Source organism: Streptococcus oralis, assembly GCF_001578935.1.
GTDB lineage: Bacteria > Bacillota > Bacilli > Lactobacillales > Streptococcaceae > Streptococcus > Streptococcus oralis_R.
The window spans coordinates 37,006-54,115 of record NZ_KQ969524.1; the positions used below are offsets into that span (position 1 = coordinate 37,006).

The following is a 17,110-nucleotide window of genomic DNA, read 5'->3' on the forward strand; positions in this document are numbered from 1 at the left end:
GCTATGGCACGTCCAATCGGAATTTATGAAAAAGCAACCCCTAAGCATTTCACTTGGAAAGAACGCTTAGCCTTTGCCAAGGAATTAGGATTTGACTTTGTGGAAATGTCTGTGGATGAATCGGATGCCCGCTTGGCCCGTTTGGACTGGACCAAGGAAGAACGTTTGGAACTGGTCAAAGCCATCTATGAAACTGGTGTTCGCATTCCCTCTATCTGCTTTTCAGGCCATCGTCGCTATCCTTTAGGTTCCAACGATCCTGTTTTGGAAGCAAAATCTCTTGAAACCATGAAGGCTTGTATCGAATTAGCCCAAGACTTGGGGGTTCGAGTGATTCAGCTAGCGGGATATGATGTCTACTACGAAGAAAAATCACCAACTACTAGAGAGCGCTTCTTGAAAAACTTGCGCCTGGCTTGTGACTGGGCCGAAGAAGCCCAAGTGATTCTAGCTATTGAAATCATGGACGATCCTTTTATCAATAGCATTGAGAAATACCTGGCAGTTGAAAGAGAGATCAGCTCTCCTTATCTCTTTGTCTATCCAGATACAGGTAATGTATCTGCCTGGCACAATGACATCTATAGCGAGTTTCTACTAGGTCACCAGTCCCTAGCGGCTCTCCATCTCAAGGATACCTATCCTGTGACGGAAAACTCCAAAGGACAATTTCGTGATGTTCCATTTGGTCAGGGAAGTGTCGACTGGGAAGGTATGTTCGATGTGCTCAAGAAAACCAACTACAAGGGACCTTTCTTGATCGAAATGTGGTCTGAAAATTGTGAAACTGTAGAGGAAACCAAAAAAGCCATTCAAGAAGCTCAAGCTTTCCTTTACCCATTGATAGAAAAGGCGGGATTACGCTAATGTTACTAGAAGATTTACGCAAACGTGTTTGTGAAGCTAATGTATCTCTTCCAAAACACGATTTGGTTAAGTTCACTTGGGGAAATGTTTCGGCTATTGACCGGGAAGCTGGTTATATCGTCATCAAACCAAGTGGCGTTGACTATGAAAAATTAACGCCAGAAAATATGGTGGTCACTGATTTGGATGGAAAGGTAGTCGAAGGAGACCTCAATCCTTCTTCTGACTTGGCAACTCACGTAGCCCTCTACAAGGCCTTTCCAGAAGTTGGGGGAGTTGTTCACACTCACTCAACTGAAGCTGTCGGTTGGGCTCAAGCGGGTCGCGATATTCCTTTCTACGGAACAACTCATGCGGACTATTTCTACGGTCCCATTCCTGCAGCTCGTTCGCTGACAGCTGATGAGATTAATACTGCCTACGAACTCGAAACTGGAAATGTCATCATCGAAACCTTCCGGGAACGGGAGATTGACCCGATGGCAGTGCCAGGGGTCACTGTCCGCAATCATGGTCCATTTACCTGGGGTAAAACACCAGAGGCAGCTGTTTACCATAGTGTGGTCTTAGAAGAAGTAGCGAAAATGGCTCGCTTCACCGAACAGATCAATCCACGGGTAGAAGAAGCACCTAAATACTTAATGGACAAACACTATCTCCGTAAACATGGTCCAAATGCTTATTATGGCCAAAAATAAAATGAAAAGAGGCTCGGTATTCTCCAAGCCTCCCTTTTGTCGAAAATTTGAAATAGATTCTCAAAATAGGTTTAGAATTGAAACAATAATATAAAAGTGATACTATATGAACTGTTCTTTAATCAATTCCGAACGATAGGAGGAGAGCAATGGTATTAGATAAAACGAGTTGCGAGTTATTACTCTATCTCTTAAACCAGGAAACACCTAAAACAATCATGACAATTTCCAAAGAACTAGGCCAATCAAGGAGAAAAGTCTATTATCACATTGACAAAATTAATGATGAGTTAGAAGATCCACAACTTTACATCATAAGTTTACCACGAGTAGGTATTTGTTTATCTACATCACAAAAATTTGCTTGTAGAAAACTACTATCTGAGGTCAATCCTTATGACTACGTTATGAGTGGACAAGAGCGGATGCAACTAATGCTTTTATTTATAGGCGTTGCCAAGGAACGTATCACAATTGAAAAGTTGATGGACCTAACTGAGGTTTCCCGAAATACCGTATTAAATGATCTGAATACAATCCGTTATCAGTTAAGTTTAGAGCAGTACCAAGTTACTTTGCAGGTTAGTAAATCACAAGGTTACTATCTTCAAGCTCATTCACTCAATAAAATACAATATCTTCAATCTCTCCTTTATCACATTTTTTTAGAAGGAAGTTCAGCGTTTGTTTCAATTGTTGAAGAAAAAATTAAAGAGCGCCTTCAAAGTGAACTTCTCTTGTCGGAGAAGGTAAATTATTTTCTAAAGAAGCAAGTTCCTGTAGTTGAACAAGGTTTAGGGAAAAAAATCAATCATCACGAGGTGACATTTATGTTACAGGTTCTACCCTACCTTCTCTTGGGGTGTGATAATGTTGCCCGATATAAAGAAAAACACCACGATATTGAAAAAGAATTTTCTTTAATTCGTAAACGGATAGAATATCGTGTATCCCAGAAGCTGGGGTTGCAACTTTTTGATACTTTTGGTATTTCTTTATCAGAGCTTAAAATCTCTCTAATAGCTGTTCTTTTGCTTTCGTATCGAAAAGATAGAGATGTTCATGCAGAAAGTGAGGACTTTCATCAGTTGAAAGTCGCCTTGGAAGATTTTATATGGTGCTTCGAATCTCAAATGAAAATGGAAATCGAAAATAAGGATAATTTACTTCGTAATTTATTAATTCATTGCAAGGCGCTCTTGTTTCGTAAGACCTATGGTATTTTTTCTAAAAATCCATTGACAAAGCAAATTCGCTCCAAATATCTAGATCTTTTTATTGTTACAAGGAAATGTTCAAAAATTTTAGAAGAGGCTTGGTTTGTAAGTTTAACAGATGATGAGATTGCATATTTAACAATCCATATAGGAGGATTTTTAAGATACACTCCGTCGGATCAAGTCAACTCGAAGAAAATTTACCTTATTTGTGATGAGGGAGTTGGTGTATCCAAACTCCTACTTAAACAATGTCGTTTTTATCTTCCAAACGAACAAATTGGGGCAGTTTTTACTACTGAGCAGTTCAAAAGTGTGGAGGATATTGCTCAGGTTGATTTAATCATCACAACGAATGAACATCTGGAGAGTAAGTTTCCAATTTTAAAAGTGAATCCTATTCTTGAAACAGAGGACATTTTACAGATTGTAGATTATTTAAAACATAATGTTTTCAGAAAGGATGGGAAGAGTTTTCGTGATGAACTTTCCAATCTTCTTGCGTCTTATATTTCTGACAAGCAGACTGTAATGAAGCTTCAAGATGAGCTTCAAGGCTTGATTAATCGAGAATTACTCTTCCAATCTTTTCATGAGTAAATCTAATAGACAGTCCAATGATGAACACAAACCTGTGTTTTTCTTGGTCTTTTTTTGTAGCCCAAAAGGGAGTATACTAAATGTATCAAAACAAGATAAGTGTCCCAAGTCAGGGATTCATAAGGAGGACTATCATGCCAAACGTAAAAGAAATTACAAGAGAATCTTGGATCTTAGCTACTTTCCCAGAATGGGGAACCTGGCTCAATGAAGAAATTGAAGAAGAAGTAGTGCCAGAAGGCAACTTTGCCATGTGGTGGCTTGGAAACTGTGGAACCTGGATTAAAACACCAGGTGGAGCTAACGTGGTCATGGACCTTTGGTCTAACCGTGGAAAATCCACTAAAAAAGTAAAAGATATGGTTCGCGGTCACCAAATGGCCAACATGGCTGGAGTTCGCAAATTGCAACCAAACTTGCGCGTACAACCAATGGTTATCGATCCATTTGCCATCAACGAATTGGACTACTACCTCGTATCTCACTTCCATAGCGATCATATCGATCCCTATACAGCTGCAGCTATTCTTAACAATCCAAAATTAGACCATGTCAAATTCATCGGTCCTTACCACTGTGGTCGTATCTGGGAAGGTTGGGGTGTTCCAAAAGAACGCATCATCGTTGTAAAACCAGGGGACACCATTGAACTTAAAGACATGAAGATCCACGCAGTGGAATCCTTTGACCGTACCTGCTTGGTGACTCTTCCAGTCAATGGTGCTGACGAAACAGGTGGCGAACTAGCTGGTCTTGCAGTTACAGACGAAGAAATGGCTCAAAAAGCAGTGAACTACGTCTTTGAAACACCAGGTGGAACCATCTACCATGGTGCAGACTCTCACTTCTCTAACTACTTTGCTAAACATGGAAAAGACTTCAAGATTGATGTTGCCTTGAACAACTACGGTGAAAACCCAGTTGGTATCCAAGACAAGATGACCTCTGTAGACCTTCTTCGCATGGCTGAAAACTTGCGTGCAGAAGTCATCATCCCTGTTCACTATGATATCTGGTCTAACTTTATGGCTTCAACAGATGAAATCCTCGAATTGTGGAGAATGCGTAAAGACCGTTTGCAATACAAATTCCATCCATTTATCTGGGAAGTTGGAGGTAAATATACCTACCCACAAGATAAAGACTTGATTGAGTACCACCACCCACGTGGTTTTGATGATTGCTTCGAGCAAGAATCGAATATCCAATTTAAAGCCTTGCTTTAATATAAAAAATTTTTCTGGAGGTTATCCGTATGTTGCACGATACGGATAATTTTCATATAATGGTAAAATAGAATGTGTGATCCAATAATCACCTCAAATAGAAAGGAAATTCTATGTCAAATCTATCTGTTAATGCAATTCGTTTCCTAGGTATTGACGCTATCAACAAAGCCAACTCAGGTCACCCAGGTGTGGTTATGGGAGCAGCTCCAATGGCTTATAGCCTCTTTACAAAACAACTTCGTATCAATCCAGCTCAACCAAACTGGATTAACCGCGATCGCTTTATCTTGTCAGCTGGGCATGGTTCGATGCTCTTGTATGCTCTCTTGCACTTGTCTGGTTTTGCAGATGTTAGCCTGGATGAAGTAAAAAACTTCCGTCAATGGGGTTCTAAAACACCAGGTCATCCAGAATTTGGTCATACAGCTGGTGTGGATGCTACAACTGGTCCTCTAGGACAAGGGATTTCTACTGCTACTGGTTTTGCCCAAGCAGAACGTTTCTTAGCAGCCAAATATAACCGCGAAGGCTATAACATCTTTGACCACTATACTTACGTTATCTGTGGAGATGGAGATTTGATGGAAGGTGTCTCAAGTGAGGCGGCTTCATACGCAGGCTTGCAAAAACTAGACAAGCTTATCGTGCTTTACGATTCAAATGACATCAACTTGGATGGTGAGACAAAGGATTCCTTTACTGAAAGTGTTCGTGATCGTTACAATGCTTACGGTTGGCATACTGCCTTGGTTGAAGATGGAACAGACTTGGAAGCAATCCATGCGGCTATTGAAGCAGCTAAAGCTTCAGGCAAACCATCTTTGATTGAAGTGAAGACTGTGATCGGCTACGGTTCACCAAACAAACAAGGAACTAATGCCGTACACGGTGCTCCTCTTGGAGCAGATGAAACTGCAGCAACTCGCCAAGCGCTCGGTTGGGACTATGAGCCATTTGAAATCCCAGCTGAAGTTTATGCTGATTTCAAAGAAAATGTTGCAGACCGTGGCGCATCAGCCTATGAAGCATGGACAAAATTAGTTGCTGACTATAAAGAAGCACATCCAGAATTGGCTGCAGAAGTAGAAGCCATCATTGACGGACGTGATCCAGTTGAAGTGACTGCAGCAGACTTCCCAGCCTTAGAAAACGGATTTTCTCAAGCAACCCGTAACTCAAGTCAAGATGCCTTGAACGTTGTAGCTGCCAAGTTGCCAACCTTCCTAGGTGGATCAGCTGACCTCGCTCACTCAAACATGACTTACATCAAAACGGATGGACTTCAAGATGATGCTAATCGTTTGAACCGCAATATTCAGTTTGGTGTTCGTGAATTTGCTATGGGAACGATCTTGAACGGGATGGCTCTTCACGGTGGACTTCGTGTTTATGGTGGAACCTTCTTCGTCTTTTCTGATTATGTGAAGGCAGCTGTCCGCTTGTCAGCCTTGCAAGGGCTTCCTGTGACTTATGTCTTTACCCACGATTCGATTGCAGTTGGTGAAGATGGTCCAACTCACGAACCAGTTGAACACTTAGCAGGTCTTCGTGCCATGCCAAATCTGAATGTTTTCCGCCCAGCAGATGCTCGTGAAACTCAAGCAGCTTGGTACCTTGCAGTGACAAGTGAGAAAACACCAACTGCCCTTGTCTTGACCCGTCAAAACTTGACTGTCGAAGAAGGAACAGACTTTGACAAAGTGGCAAAAGGTGCTTATGTTGTCTATGAAAATGCAGCCGACTTTGATACAATCTTGATTGCTACAGGTTCAGAGGTCAATCTAGCTGTCGCAGCTGCCAAAGAATTGGCTAGTCAAGCTGCAAAAGTCCGTGTAGTCAGCATGCCATCAACAGATGTCTTTGACGCACAAGATGCGGCTTACAAGGAAGAAATCCTTCCAAATGCAGTTCGCCGTCGTGTTGCAGTTGAAATGGGTGCAACTCAAAACTGGTACAAATATGTTGGTCTTGATGGTGCAGTTCTCGGTATTGATACCTTCGGAGCATCTGCTCCAGCACCAAAAGTATTGGCAGAGTATGGATTTACAGTTGAAAATCTAGTCAAAGTCGTTCAAAACTTGAAATAATCACAAAAATCAGAGTGGAAACTCTGATTTTTTATAACCATAAAAGCAAGGTACAATCTTGTAAAAACAGTTGAAATTTGATATAGTAGTCCTATGTAAAAGACAAAGGAGAAAACAATGAATCCAAATATTACTTTTTTAATCATGCTTGTAGGTATGATGGCCTTGATGTTCTTTATGCAACGTTCTCAAAAGAAACAAGCACAAAAGCGTATGGAAAGCTTGAACAAGCTTCAAAAAGGCTATGAAGTCATTACAATTGGTGGGCTTTACGGAACAGTTGATGAAGTAGATACTGAGAAAGGTACAATCGTACTGGATGTAGATGGCGTTTATTTGACCTTTGAATTGGCTGCAATTAAGACCGTTTTGCCACTCAAAGAAGCTGTGACACCAGAAGGAACAGTTGTTGACGAAGGCGGAGCAATCGAAGAATAAAACGGGACCTGTCACTCCCGTTTTTCTATGAGACGAGAGGAAAAGGGATGAAAAAAATAGTATTTGTTTGCCTAGGAAATATCTGTCGTAGCCCCATGGCAGAGTTTGTGATGAAGTCCATGACGAGCGATTACCACGTTGAGAGTCGTGCAACGTCATCATGGGAACATGGCAATCCGATTCATAAGGGAACGCAAGGAATTTTCCAGCAATATCAGATTCCGTATGACAAAGATAAAACATCACTTCAGATTGGCAGGGAAGACTTTGAATCGTTTGATTACATTATCGGTATGGATGCTTCAAACGTTTCAGATCTGCGTCACATGTGTCCTCAGGAACTACAGTACAAGATTTACTCTTTTGCATCTGAAAGTGTCCCAGATCCTTGGTATACAGGAGATTTTGAGGAAACCTATGCTCGTATCACAAGTGGATGTCAACGCTGGCTAGATCGATTAGAAAAAGAGAGTGATAATGGAAAAGCTTAAACAATTTTATGAGAAGTGTAGAGTTTACCTAACTCGTCCTAGGTTAGAGCTCATTGCAGTAGTTGTAATAGCACTCTGTACTCTTTCGGTATTTCTGCTAAATACGCCTAAAAAGGGTGTCCTGACACTTGATGGTGGAGCTCTTGTTTATGATGGCACCTTGGTACGTGGGAAAATGAATGGTCAAGGAACCCTGACCTTTGAAAATGGAGACCAATATACAGGTGATTTCAACAATGGGGCTTTCAATGGTAAAGGAACCTTCCAGTCCAAATCTGGCTGGAAATACGAGGGTGATTTTGTAAATGGTCAGGCTGAAGGTCAAGGAAGGTTGACAACAGAGCAAGAAGTTGTCTATGAAGGAACCTTTAAACAAGGCGTTTTTCAGCAAAAACAGTAGTCTCCAGATGAGGAGGCTATTTTTCAAAATCAAAAAGAAAACGCTTTCTACACTTGGGTTCGATAACTAACTATCAACTAGAAAAACTTTGTGAAATAAAAAAATATTTTTCATAATTTCACAATCGTCCAGTCAAAACTCTCTTGTGTAGCTATATTGAGAAAAAATCACAAACTTAGAAAATTTCTTTGTGAAATGTTTATGAAACTGTTTACAAAGCATAAAAAAAGAGTTATAATAAACTTGTGAAAAAATTAACAAAGGATAATATCCTTAAAGGCTATGGAGGATAATATGGCTGATAAAAAAACAGTAACACCAGAGGAAAAACAACTTGCTGCTGAAAAGCATGTCGACGGTCTCGTGAAAAAAGCCTTGGTTGCGCTTGATGAAATGCGCAAGTTGAACCAAGAGCAAGTTGACTACATCGTGGCAAAAGCTTCGGTTGCCGCACTTGACGCGCACGGTATCCTTGCACAACATGCAGTTGAAGAAACTGGTCGTGGAGTATTTGAAGATAAGGCGACAAAAAATCTATTTGCCTGCGAACACGTAGTGAACAATATGCGTGGAGTTAAAACAGTTGGAGTTATCGAAGATGATCCAATTACAGGTTTGACAAAGATTGCGGAACCTGTCGGGGTAATCTGTGGTGTCACTCCGACAACAAACCCAACTTCAACAGCGATTTTCAAATCACTCATTGCCTTGAAAACACGTAACCCAATCGTTTTTGCTTTCCATCCATCAGCTCAAGAATCATCAGCTCACGCTGCACAAATCGTTCGTGATGCAGCCATTGCAGCTGGTGCTCCTGAAAACTGTGTTCAATGGATTACAGAGCCATCTATGGAAGCAACTGGAGCACTTATGAACCATGAAGGTGTTGCGACTATCCTCGCAACTGGTGGGAATGCTATGGTTAAAGCTGCATACTCATGCGGGAAACCAGCTCTTGGGGTAGGTGCCGGAAACGTTCCTGCCTATGTAGAAAAATCTGCTGACCTTCGCCAAGCTGCTCATGACATCGTTATGTCTAAATCATTTGATAATGGGATGGTCTGTGCATCAGAACAAGCAGTTATCATTGATAAAGAAGTGTATGACGAATTTGTAGAAGAATTCAAATCATACCACACTTACTTTGTAAACAAGAAAGAAAAAGCACTTCTTGAAGAATTCTGTTTTGGCGTGAAAGCTAACAGCAAAAACTGTGCAGGTGCTAAACTAAATGCAAACATCGTTGGTAAACCAGCAGCATGGATTGCTGAACAAGCAGGATTTAGCGTTCCAGAAGGAACAAACATCTTGGCTGCAGAATGTGCAGAAGTAGGGCCAAAAGAACCATTGACTCGTGAAAAATTGTCACCAGTTATCGCTGTCCTAAAAGCTGAAGATACAGAAGACGGTCTTAAAAAAGCTCGTCAAATGGTTGAGTTTAACGGACTTGGTCACTCAGCAGCTATCCATACAAAAGATGAAGCTCTTGCTAAACGCTTTGGTACAGAAATCAAAGCAATGCGTATTATCTGGAACTCTCCATCTACTTTCGGTGGTATCGGTGACGTATACAATGCCTTCATCCCATCACTGACACTTGGATGTGGTTCATACGGACGCAACTCAGTCGGTGATAACGTAAGTGCGATCAACCTTCTAAACATAAAGAAAGTAGGGAAACGTAGAAATAATATGCAATGGTTTAAAGTTCCTTCAAAAATTTACTTCGAACGCAATTCTATCCAATACCTTCAAACATGTGAAGATATTGAACGCGTTATGATTGTTACAGACAAATCGATCGAAAAACTTGGCTTTGTTCAACGTGTTATCGATCAATTGAATGCACGTAGTAACCGTGTAACGATCCAAGTCTTCTCAGATGTTGAACCAGATCCAGACATCACAACTGTAGAACGTGGTGCCGAAGTGATGAAAGCATTTGAACCGGATACCATTATCGCTCTTGGTGGTGGTTCTCCGATGGACGCGGCCAAAGTAATGTGGCTCTTCTATGAACAACCAGAAATCGACTTCCGTGACTTGGTTCAAAAATTCATGGACATCCGTAAACGTGCCTTCCGCTTCCCATCACTTGGTAAGAAAGCGAAGTACATCGGTATCCCAACAACTTCAGGTACAGGTTCAGAAGTAACACCATTTGCCGTTATCTCTGATAAGAAAAACAACCGCAAATACCCATTGGCTGACTACTCATTGACACCAACTATTGCCATTGTTGACCCTGCTTTGGTTGAGTCAGTTCCAGACTTCATCGCTGCAGATACAGGTATGGACGTCTTGACTCACGCTACTGAAGCCTACACTTCAAACTTTGCTAACGACTACACAGACGGTATCGCCCTTCAAACAATCAAACTTGTTTTTGAATGGTTGGAAAAATCAGTTAAGACAGCTGATCCAGAAGCTCGTGAGAAAATGCACAATGCGTCTACAATGGCTGGTATGGCCTTCGCCAATGCCTTCCTTGGTATGAGCCACTCAATGGCCCACAAGATTGGTGGTGTTCACCATACTGTTCACGGACGTACAAATGCAATCTTGCTTCCATACGTTATCCGTTACAATGGTACTCGCCCATCTAAGACAACTACATGGCCTAAGTACAACTACTGGAAAGCTGATGAGAAATTCCAAGACATCGCGAAAATGCTTGGATTGCCTCACTCAACTCCAGAAGAAGCGGTTGAAGCGTATGCCAAAGCAGTTTACGATCTTGGTGAAGCAGTTGGAATCACAATGAACTTCAAAGGCTTTGGAATTGATGAAAAAGCTTGGAAAGACAGCTTGCATGAAATTGCCTTGCTTGCTTATGAAGACCAATGTTCACCTGCAAACCCACGCTTGCCGATGGTAGCTGACATGGAAGAAATCATGGCAGATGCATACTATGGTTACGCAGAACGTCCAGGACGTCGTAAATAATCGTTTATCAGCCTAGAGGCAGGGGTAATCCTGTCTCTTTTTTGTAAACTCTGAAAGAGTTGAAATTGTAGTTTCACCTTGATAATGAAGAGAATATGCAGATATTATAAAAGATTCTAGAGATATGCTTTGGAAATAAAAGAATGGATGAATAAAAAGGGGGGAGAAAAAGTAGAAAAGCAGGAGAGAAAATCAACGCCCGTACTTGCAATTAAACTCAAATAGTTATATAATAGGTTTGTTGAAAGGTGATTTGTAGTGATTCAAGTTACTCTTTTCACAATAAAATTTTCATGATTTTCATAAGGAGGAAATCACTAATGGTAGTTAAAGTTGGTATTAACGGTTTCGGACGTATCGGTCGTCTTGCTTTCCGCCGTATCCAAAACGTAGAAGGTGTTGAAGTTACTCGCATCAACGACCTTACAGATCCAGTTATGCTTGCACACTTGTTGAAATACGACACAACTCAAGGTCGTTTCGACGGTACTGTAGAAGTTAAAGAAGGTGGATTCGAAGTTAACGGTAAATTCGTTAAAGTTTCTGCTGAACGTGATCCAGAACAAATCGACTGGGCTACTGACGGTGTAGAAATCGTTCTTGAAGCAACTGGTTTCTTCGCTAAGAAAGAAGCAGCTGAAAAACACCTTAAAGGTGGAGCTAAGAAAGTTGTTATCACTGCTCCTGGTGGAAACGATGTTAAAACAATCGTATTCAACACTAACCACGACGTTCTTGACGGTACTGAAACAGTTATCTCAGGTGCTTCATGTACTACAAACTGCTTGGCTCCAATGGCTAAAGCTCTTCAAGACAACTTCGGTGTTGTAGAAGGATTGATGACTACTATCCACGCTTACACTGGTGACCAAATGATCCTTGACGGACCACACCGTGGTGGTGACCTTCGTCGTGCTCGCGCTGGTGCAGCAAACATCGTTCCTAACTCAACTGGTGCTGCTAAAGCTATCGGTCTTGTAATCCCAGAATTGAACGGTAAACTTGACGGATCTGCACAACGCGTTCCAACTCCAACTGGATCAGTTACTGAATTGGTAGCAGTTCTTGAAAAGAACGTTACTGTTGATGAAGTGAACGCAGCTATGAAAGCAGCTTCAAACGAATCATACGGTTACACAGAAGATCCAATCGTATCTTCAGATATCGTAGGTATGTCTTACGGTTCATTGTTTGACGCAACTCAAACTAAAGTTCTTGACGTTGACGGTAAACAATTGGTTAAAGTTGTATCATGGTACGACAACGAAATGTCATACACTGCACAACTTGTACGTACTCTTGAATACTTTGCAAAAATCGCTAAATAATTCTTGAGTCAATAAAAGCAAGGCCTTCTGGTCTTGCTTTTTTGTATAGAAAAATGGATGATAGTGTCATCCATTTTGTTTTAATACTGTTTCGAAAGTATCCGAGAGGGCAGTAAAACTCAATTGTTCTAAGGTGAGTGGATGAGTAAAGGAAAGTCGGAAGGCATGGAGCATGAGCCTGCTTACTTTTGAACTAGAGTTATAGAGAGGATCGCCCAGGATAGGGTGCTTATGACGAGAAAGGTGAACACGAATCTGATGCGTTCGACCGGTCTTTAGTTTGCAACGGACAAGGGTAGTCTGATTTGGAAATTGCTTTAATCGACTGATATGTGTTTCAGCATATTGTCCATTTTTTGCATCGACTATTCTTTTTCTACGATCGTGTCGATCACGACCAATTTTATCTCGAAAGACAAGTTCTTTACTCTCTACTCGCCCTTCTATAAGTGCCCAGTACTCACGAGCGATTTCCTTTTTTTCCAACAAACGATTGAGGATGGGTAAGATAAAAGGATTTTTAGCAAAAAGCACTAAACCGCTTGTTTCCATATCCAGACGATGAACGACATAACAGGTTTGGCCAACGTAGGCAGAGACGTGATTGAGAAGGGCGATTTCACCAGGTTGATTTCCGTGAGTTTTCATTCCTTCTGGCTTGTTGACGATAATGAGATGTTGGTCTTGGTAAATCTCTTGAACGAGGTCTGGATTGCCCCGAAGGATTTCTTTTTTGGGATAATCTTCCTCGTCAAAAGTCAACTGGCAAATGTCACCTGGTTTGACCATCTCGTTCCAGTGAACCTCTTCGTGGTTAATTAAGATGTTCTTCTTTATTCTCAAAAAATGACGGATTTTTCTAGGGATGAGGAGTTGTTCCTCTAGGAATTGTTTGACCGTCATTTGAGGCAAGGATTCGGGTAATGTAAATGTGAATTGCATACAGATATTGTAACAAAAAAAGCCCTATTTGGATAGGGAGTAGCTAAATTCTTGAGTTCCCATGGTGAAGATGATAAAATAAACGCATGAAATTAGATAAATTATTTGAGAAGTTTCTTTCTCTCTTTAAAAAAGAAACGAGTGAATCGGCGGAGTCTGATTCTACTAGCATGCGTCGTTCACGGAGCGATAGAAAAAAATTGTCCCAAGTAGGTCCAATTCGGAAATTTTGGCGTCGTTATCATCTGACAAAGATCGTCATCATTTTAGGGTTAAGTGCAGGTTTGCTAGTAGGAACCTACCTATTTGCGATAGCCAAGTCGACCAATGTCAATGACTTGCAAAATGCCTTGAAAACGCGAACTCTGATTTTTGACCGCGAAGAAAAAGAGGCAGGAGCCCTATCAGGCCAAAAGGGAACCTATGTTGAACTGACAGATATCAGTAAAGACTTGCAAAATGCTGTCGTCGCGACAGAGGACCGTTCCTTTTATAAAAATGATGGGATTAACTACGGTCGTTTCTTTCTAGCTATCCTTACAGCGGGTCGTTCTGGAGGGGGATCCACCATCACTCAACAGTTGGCGAAAAATGCCTATCTTTCCCAGGACCAGACCGTTGAACGGAAGGCCAAGGAGTTTTTCCTTGCCTTAGAGTTGACCAAGAAATACAGCAAGGAGCAAATCCTTACTATGTACCTCAATAATGCCTACTTCGGAAATGGGGTGTGGGGTGTTGAAGATGCGAGTAAGAAATATTTCGGTGTATCGGCTTCACAACTAACGCTTGATCAGGCGGCAACTCTAGCAGGGATGCTCAAGGGGCCAGAATTGTATAATCCACTAAATTCTGTTGAGACTTCGACCAACCGCAGGGATACTGTTTTGCAAAATATGGTTGCGGCGGGTTATATTGATAAAAATCAAGAAACCGAAGCGGCTGGAGTAGATATGGCTTCTCAACTGCAAGATAAGTATGAAGGCAAGGTTTCAGATTATCGTTACCCGTCCTATTTTGATGCAGTTGTCAACGAAGCAGTTTCCAAGTATAATCTCACAGAGGAAGAGATTGTCAACAACGGCTATCGCATCTATACAGAGCTTGACCAAAACTACCAAGCAAACATGCAGGTTATTTACGAAAACACTTCGCTATTTCCAACAGCAGAAGACGGAACGCATGCCGAATCAGGTAGTGTCGCTCTAGAACCCAAGACCGGTGGAGTGCGTGGAGTTGTTGGTCGTGTAGCTGGTGATGACAAACCAGGTTTCCGTAATTTTAACTATGCCACTCAGTCTAAGCGTAGCCCAGGCTCAACCATTAAACCTTTAGTCGTTTATACACCCGCAGTAGAAGCAGGATGGGCCTTGAACAAGCAATTGGATAATCATACGATGCAGTACAACAGTTATCAAGTAGACAACTATGCAGGTATTAAGACATCTCCAGAAGTACCTATGTATCAGGCCTTGGCGGAATCACTCAACCTACCTGCTGTTGCGACTGTAAACGAATTAGGTATTGACAAAGCTTTTGATGCTGGGGAGAGATTTGGTCTGAATATGGAAAATGTTGATCGAGTTCTTGGAGTTGCTCTTGGTGGAGGTGTGGAGACGAATCCTCTCCAGATGGCGCAAGCCTATGCAGTCTTTGCTAATGGAGGTCTGATGCCTGAAGCGCATTTTATCACTCGTATTGAAAATGCCAGTGGTCAGCTCATCAAGAGTCATAAAAATTCTCAAAAACGAGTGATTGATAAGTCTGTAGCTGATAAAATGACCAGTATGATGCTAGGGACATTTACCAATGGTACAGGAATTAGTTCGTCACCAGCGGATTACGTTATGGCTGGTAAAACGGGTACGACTGAAGCTGTTTTCAACCCAGAATATACCAGTGACCAGTGGGTGATTGGTTATACTCCAGATGTGGTAATTACCCACTGGCTCGGCTTCCCGACGACGGATGAGAACCATTATCTAGCAGGTTCGACCTCAAATGGAGCAGCCCATGTCTTTAGAAGTATGGCTAATACCATTTTGCCATACACTCCAGGTAGCACTTTTACAGTTGAGAATGCTTATAAACAAAATGGGATTGAACCTGAAAATACGAAAAAGCAGGTTGTTGAAAATGAAACGAACCAGTCCGAGGATCCGCTAGAAGATATTCGTAGCCGAGCTCAAAATCTTGTAGACGAAGCGGGACGTGCGATTTCGGATGCAAAGATAAAAGAAAAAGCCCAGACAATCTGGGACTCTTTCGTCAATCTCTTTCGTTAAGAGGCTTGTCAAAGCCTAGGTTTCTTGTTATAATAGATAAGATGGAGGCGTTATGGCACTAAAAAAAGCAAGCCTAGCTTGTGCAGTTTGCGGTTCAAGGAATTACTCAATCAAAATTAGTGGGAACCCCAAGCCAACACGACTAGAAGTAAATAAATTTTGTAAACATTGTGGAAAATATACGACACATAGAGAAACGAGATAGGAGAGAACGATGGGTTTTATTAAGGATATTTTTAAACTTCTTAAAGAAACAACTTGGCCAACTCGCAAAGAAAGCTGGAGAGATTTTCGCTCTATTATGGAATACACAGCCTTCTTTGTGGTCATCATTTACATTTTTGACCAGTTGATTGTTTCAGGTTTGATTCGATTTATTAACATTTTTTAGAAGAAAAGTGGAGAACTTCTGCTAGCTTTCTTCTATATATGTATGAAAGGAAATATCATGGATAGTTTTGACAAGGGATGGTTTGTTCTACAAACTTATTCTGGCTATGAAAATAAGGTAAAAGAAAATCTATTGCAACGTGCACAAACATATAACATGTTGGATAATATTCTACGCGTTGAGATTCCAACACAAACCGTGCAAGTTGAGAAAAATGGAAAGAAAAAGGAAGTTGAAGAGAATCGCTTTCCAGGTTATGTCCTTGTAGAAATGGTCATGACCGATGAAGCATGGTTCGTCGTTCGAAACACACCTAACGTAACAGGATTCGTCGGCTCACACGGTAACAGATCAAAACCAACTCCACTATTGGAACAAGAAATCCGTGATATTCTGGTTTCAATGGGACAAACTGTTCAAGAGTTCGATATTGATGTTGAAGTTGGCCAGACAGTCCGCATCATTGATGGCGCTTTTGCAGACTACACAGGTAAAATTACCGAAATTGATAACAATAAAGTGAAGATGATTATCTCTATGTTTGGTAATGATACGATTGCAGAAGTGAATCTCAACCAAATTGCAGAACTATAACCCCAGAGAGGCTTTGCCTCTCTTTTTATGTGCCGTTGAGGGAGGAAGAAGTATAGAATAGAGGAAATAGACCCAGGGGCTCGCGCATTTTGCTAAACTAATGGCAGAAAGGAGAGGTCTATGAATCTAAAAGACTTATATGAAGAAAGTAAGGGAATCGTCCATAAGTGTCGCAAAGATTATCATTTGCATCTGTGGGAGAAAGAGGACTGGGACCAGGAAGGCATGTTATGTCTGTATGAGCTGGTGAGTCGCAACCCAGAGTTACTAGAGGGCGAGCGCCATCAACTATATGTCTGCTTTAAAACAAAATTTAGAAATCGTATTCTAGATTACATCCGTAAACAGGAAAGCCACAAGCGCCGTTTTGACAAAGAACCCTATGAAGAGGTGAGTGAGATTAGCCATCGTTTAGGAGAAAAAGGACTCAGGATGGACGATTATTATCTCTTTCACGAACTTCTAAAGAATTACAAATCAAAGCAGAGTATGGAAAAACAAGAATTAATAGATCGTCTAATGGGAGGAGAAGTCTTTAGAGGACGTAAAGCTCTCCTGAGAGAACTTTCCCTAATCTTTTCAGAATTTCGGTAAAGAGGT

16 protein-coding genes are annotated in these 17,110 nt (G+C 41.3%); 15 read left to right on the top strand and 1 reads right to left on the bottom strand.

Annotated features, from left to right (window positions below):
* Positions 1–3: 3 nt before the first annotated feature.
* The 10 genes from SORDD15_RS09540 to gap all read left to right on the top strand — a co-directional run bounded on the left by SORDD15_RS09540 (position 4) and on the right by gap (position 12,301).
* Positions 4–867 carry an L-ribulose-5-phosphate 3-epimerase gene (locus SORDD15_RS09540; protein WP_061416702.1) on the top strand — a complete coding sequence of 288 codons (864 nt, stop codon included), beginning with the start codon at positions 4–6 and terminating at the stop codon, positions 865–867.
* Positions 867–1,565 (top strand): L-ribulose-5-phosphate 4-epimerase, encoded by a 699-nt coding sequence (locus SORDD15_RS09545; protein ID WP_061416703.1) that lies wholly within the window; start codon positions 867–869, stop codon positions 1,563–1,565. Before SORDD15_RS09540 ends, SORDD15_RS09545 begins: the two co-directional genes overlap by 1 nt.
* A gap of 149 nt (positions 1,566–1,714) precedes the next feature.
* Positions 1,715–3,382 (top strand): BglG family transcription antiterminator, encoded by a 1,668-nt coding sequence (locus SORDD15_RS09550; protein WP_061416705.1) that lies wholly within the window; start codon positions 1,715–1,717, stop codon positions 3,380–3,382.
* Between the two features lie 134 nt (positions 3,383–3,516).
* Entirely contained in the window at positions 3,517–4,608 is a 1,092-nt protein-coding gene (gene ulaG, locus SORDD15_RS09555) for an L-ascorbate 6-phosphate lactonase (RefSeq protein ID WP_061416706.1), read from the top strand.
* Positions 4,609–4,721: 113 nt separating this feature from the next.
* Positions 4,722–6,698, top strand: coding sequence for a transketolase (gene tkt, locus SORDD15_RS09560; protein WP_061416708.1), 1,977 nt, complete (start codon positions 4,722–4,724; stop codon positions 6,696–6,698).
* A 117-nt stretch (positions 6,699–6,815) separates the two neighbouring features.
* Positions 6,816–7,136, top strand: a complete 321-nt coding sequence (gene yajC / locus SORDD15_RS09565) for a preprotein translocase subunit YajC (RefSeq protein WP_061416709.1) — start codon at positions 6,816–6,818, stop codon at positions 7,134–7,136.
* A 47-nt stretch (positions 7,137–7,183) separates the two neighbouring features.
* Entirely contained in the window at positions 7,184–7,627 is a 444-nt protein-coding gene (locus SORDD15_RS09570) for a low molecular weight protein-tyrosine-phosphatase (RefSeq protein ID WP_057488751.1), read from the top strand.
* A complete protein-coding gene (locus SORDD15_RS09575) occupies positions 7,614–8,027 on the top strand; it encodes an MORN repeat-containing protein (protein ID WP_061416711.1) in 414 nt (137 codons plus the stop codon). Before SORDD15_RS09570 ends, SORDD15_RS09575 begins: the two co-directional genes overlap by 14 nt.
* Before the next feature lie 294 nt (positions 8,028–8,321).
* A complete protein-coding gene (gene adhE / locus SORDD15_RS09580) occupies positions 8,322–10,973 on the top strand; it encodes a bifunctional acetaldehyde-CoA/alcohol dehydrogenase (protein WP_061416714.1) in 2,652 nt (883 codons plus the stop codon).
* A 320-nt stretch (positions 10,974–11,293) separates the two neighbouring features.
* Positions 11,294–12,301, top strand: coding sequence for a type I glyceraldehyde-3-phosphate dehydrogenase (gene gap / locus SORDD15_RS09585; RefSeq protein WP_061416717.1), 1,008 nt, complete (start codon positions 11,294–11,296; stop codon positions 12,299–12,301).
* 66 nt (positions 12,302–12,367) lie between these two features.
* On the opposite strand, the gene SORDD15_RS09590 is transcribed toward gap, so the two are convergent.
* Complete coding sequence (locus SORDD15_RS09590) at positions 12,368–13,243, bottom strand: RluA family pseudouridine synthase (RefSeq protein ID WP_081102421.1); 876 nt, start codon at positions 13,241–13,243, stop codon at positions 12,368–12,370.
* 86 nt (positions 13,244–13,329) lie between these two features.
* Here SORDD15_RS09590 and pbp2a point away from each other — a divergent pair, with 86 nt between their 5' ends.
* From pbp2a to SORDD15_RS09615, 5 genes are all read left to right on the top strand, one after another.
* Positions 13,330–15,525: a penicillin-binding protein PBP2A gene (pbp2a, locus tag SORDD15_RS09595; RefSeq protein WP_061416720.1), complete on the top strand. Its 2,196-nt coding sequence runs from the start codon at positions 13,330–13,332 to the stop codon at positions 15,523–15,525.
* A gap of 52 nt (positions 15,526–15,577) precedes the next feature.
* Complete coding sequence (gene rpmG, locus SORDD15_RS09600) at positions 15,578–15,730, top strand: 50S ribosomal protein L33 (RefSeq protein WP_001809375.1); 153 nt, start codon at positions 15,578–15,580, stop codon at positions 15,728–15,730.
* A gap of 9 nt (positions 15,731–15,739) precedes the next feature.
* Entirely contained in the window at positions 15,740–15,916 is a 177-nt protein-coding gene (gene secE / locus SORDD15_RS09605; RefSeq protein WP_000505776.1) for a preprotein translocase subunit SecE, read from the top strand.
* A gap of 57 nt (positions 15,917–15,973) precedes the next feature.
* Positions 15,974–16,510, top strand: a complete 537-nt coding sequence (gene nusG / locus SORDD15_RS09610) for a transcription termination/antitermination protein NusG (protein ID WP_000376732.1) — start codon at positions 15,974–15,976, stop codon at positions 16,508–16,510.
* Positions 16,511–16,630: 120 nt separating this feature from the next.
* A complete protein-coding gene (locus tag SORDD15_RS09615) occupies positions 16,631–17,104 on the top strand; it encodes a hypothetical protein (protein WP_061416722.1) in 474 nt (157 codons plus the stop codon).
* Positions 17,105–17,110: the final 6 nt, after the last annotated feature.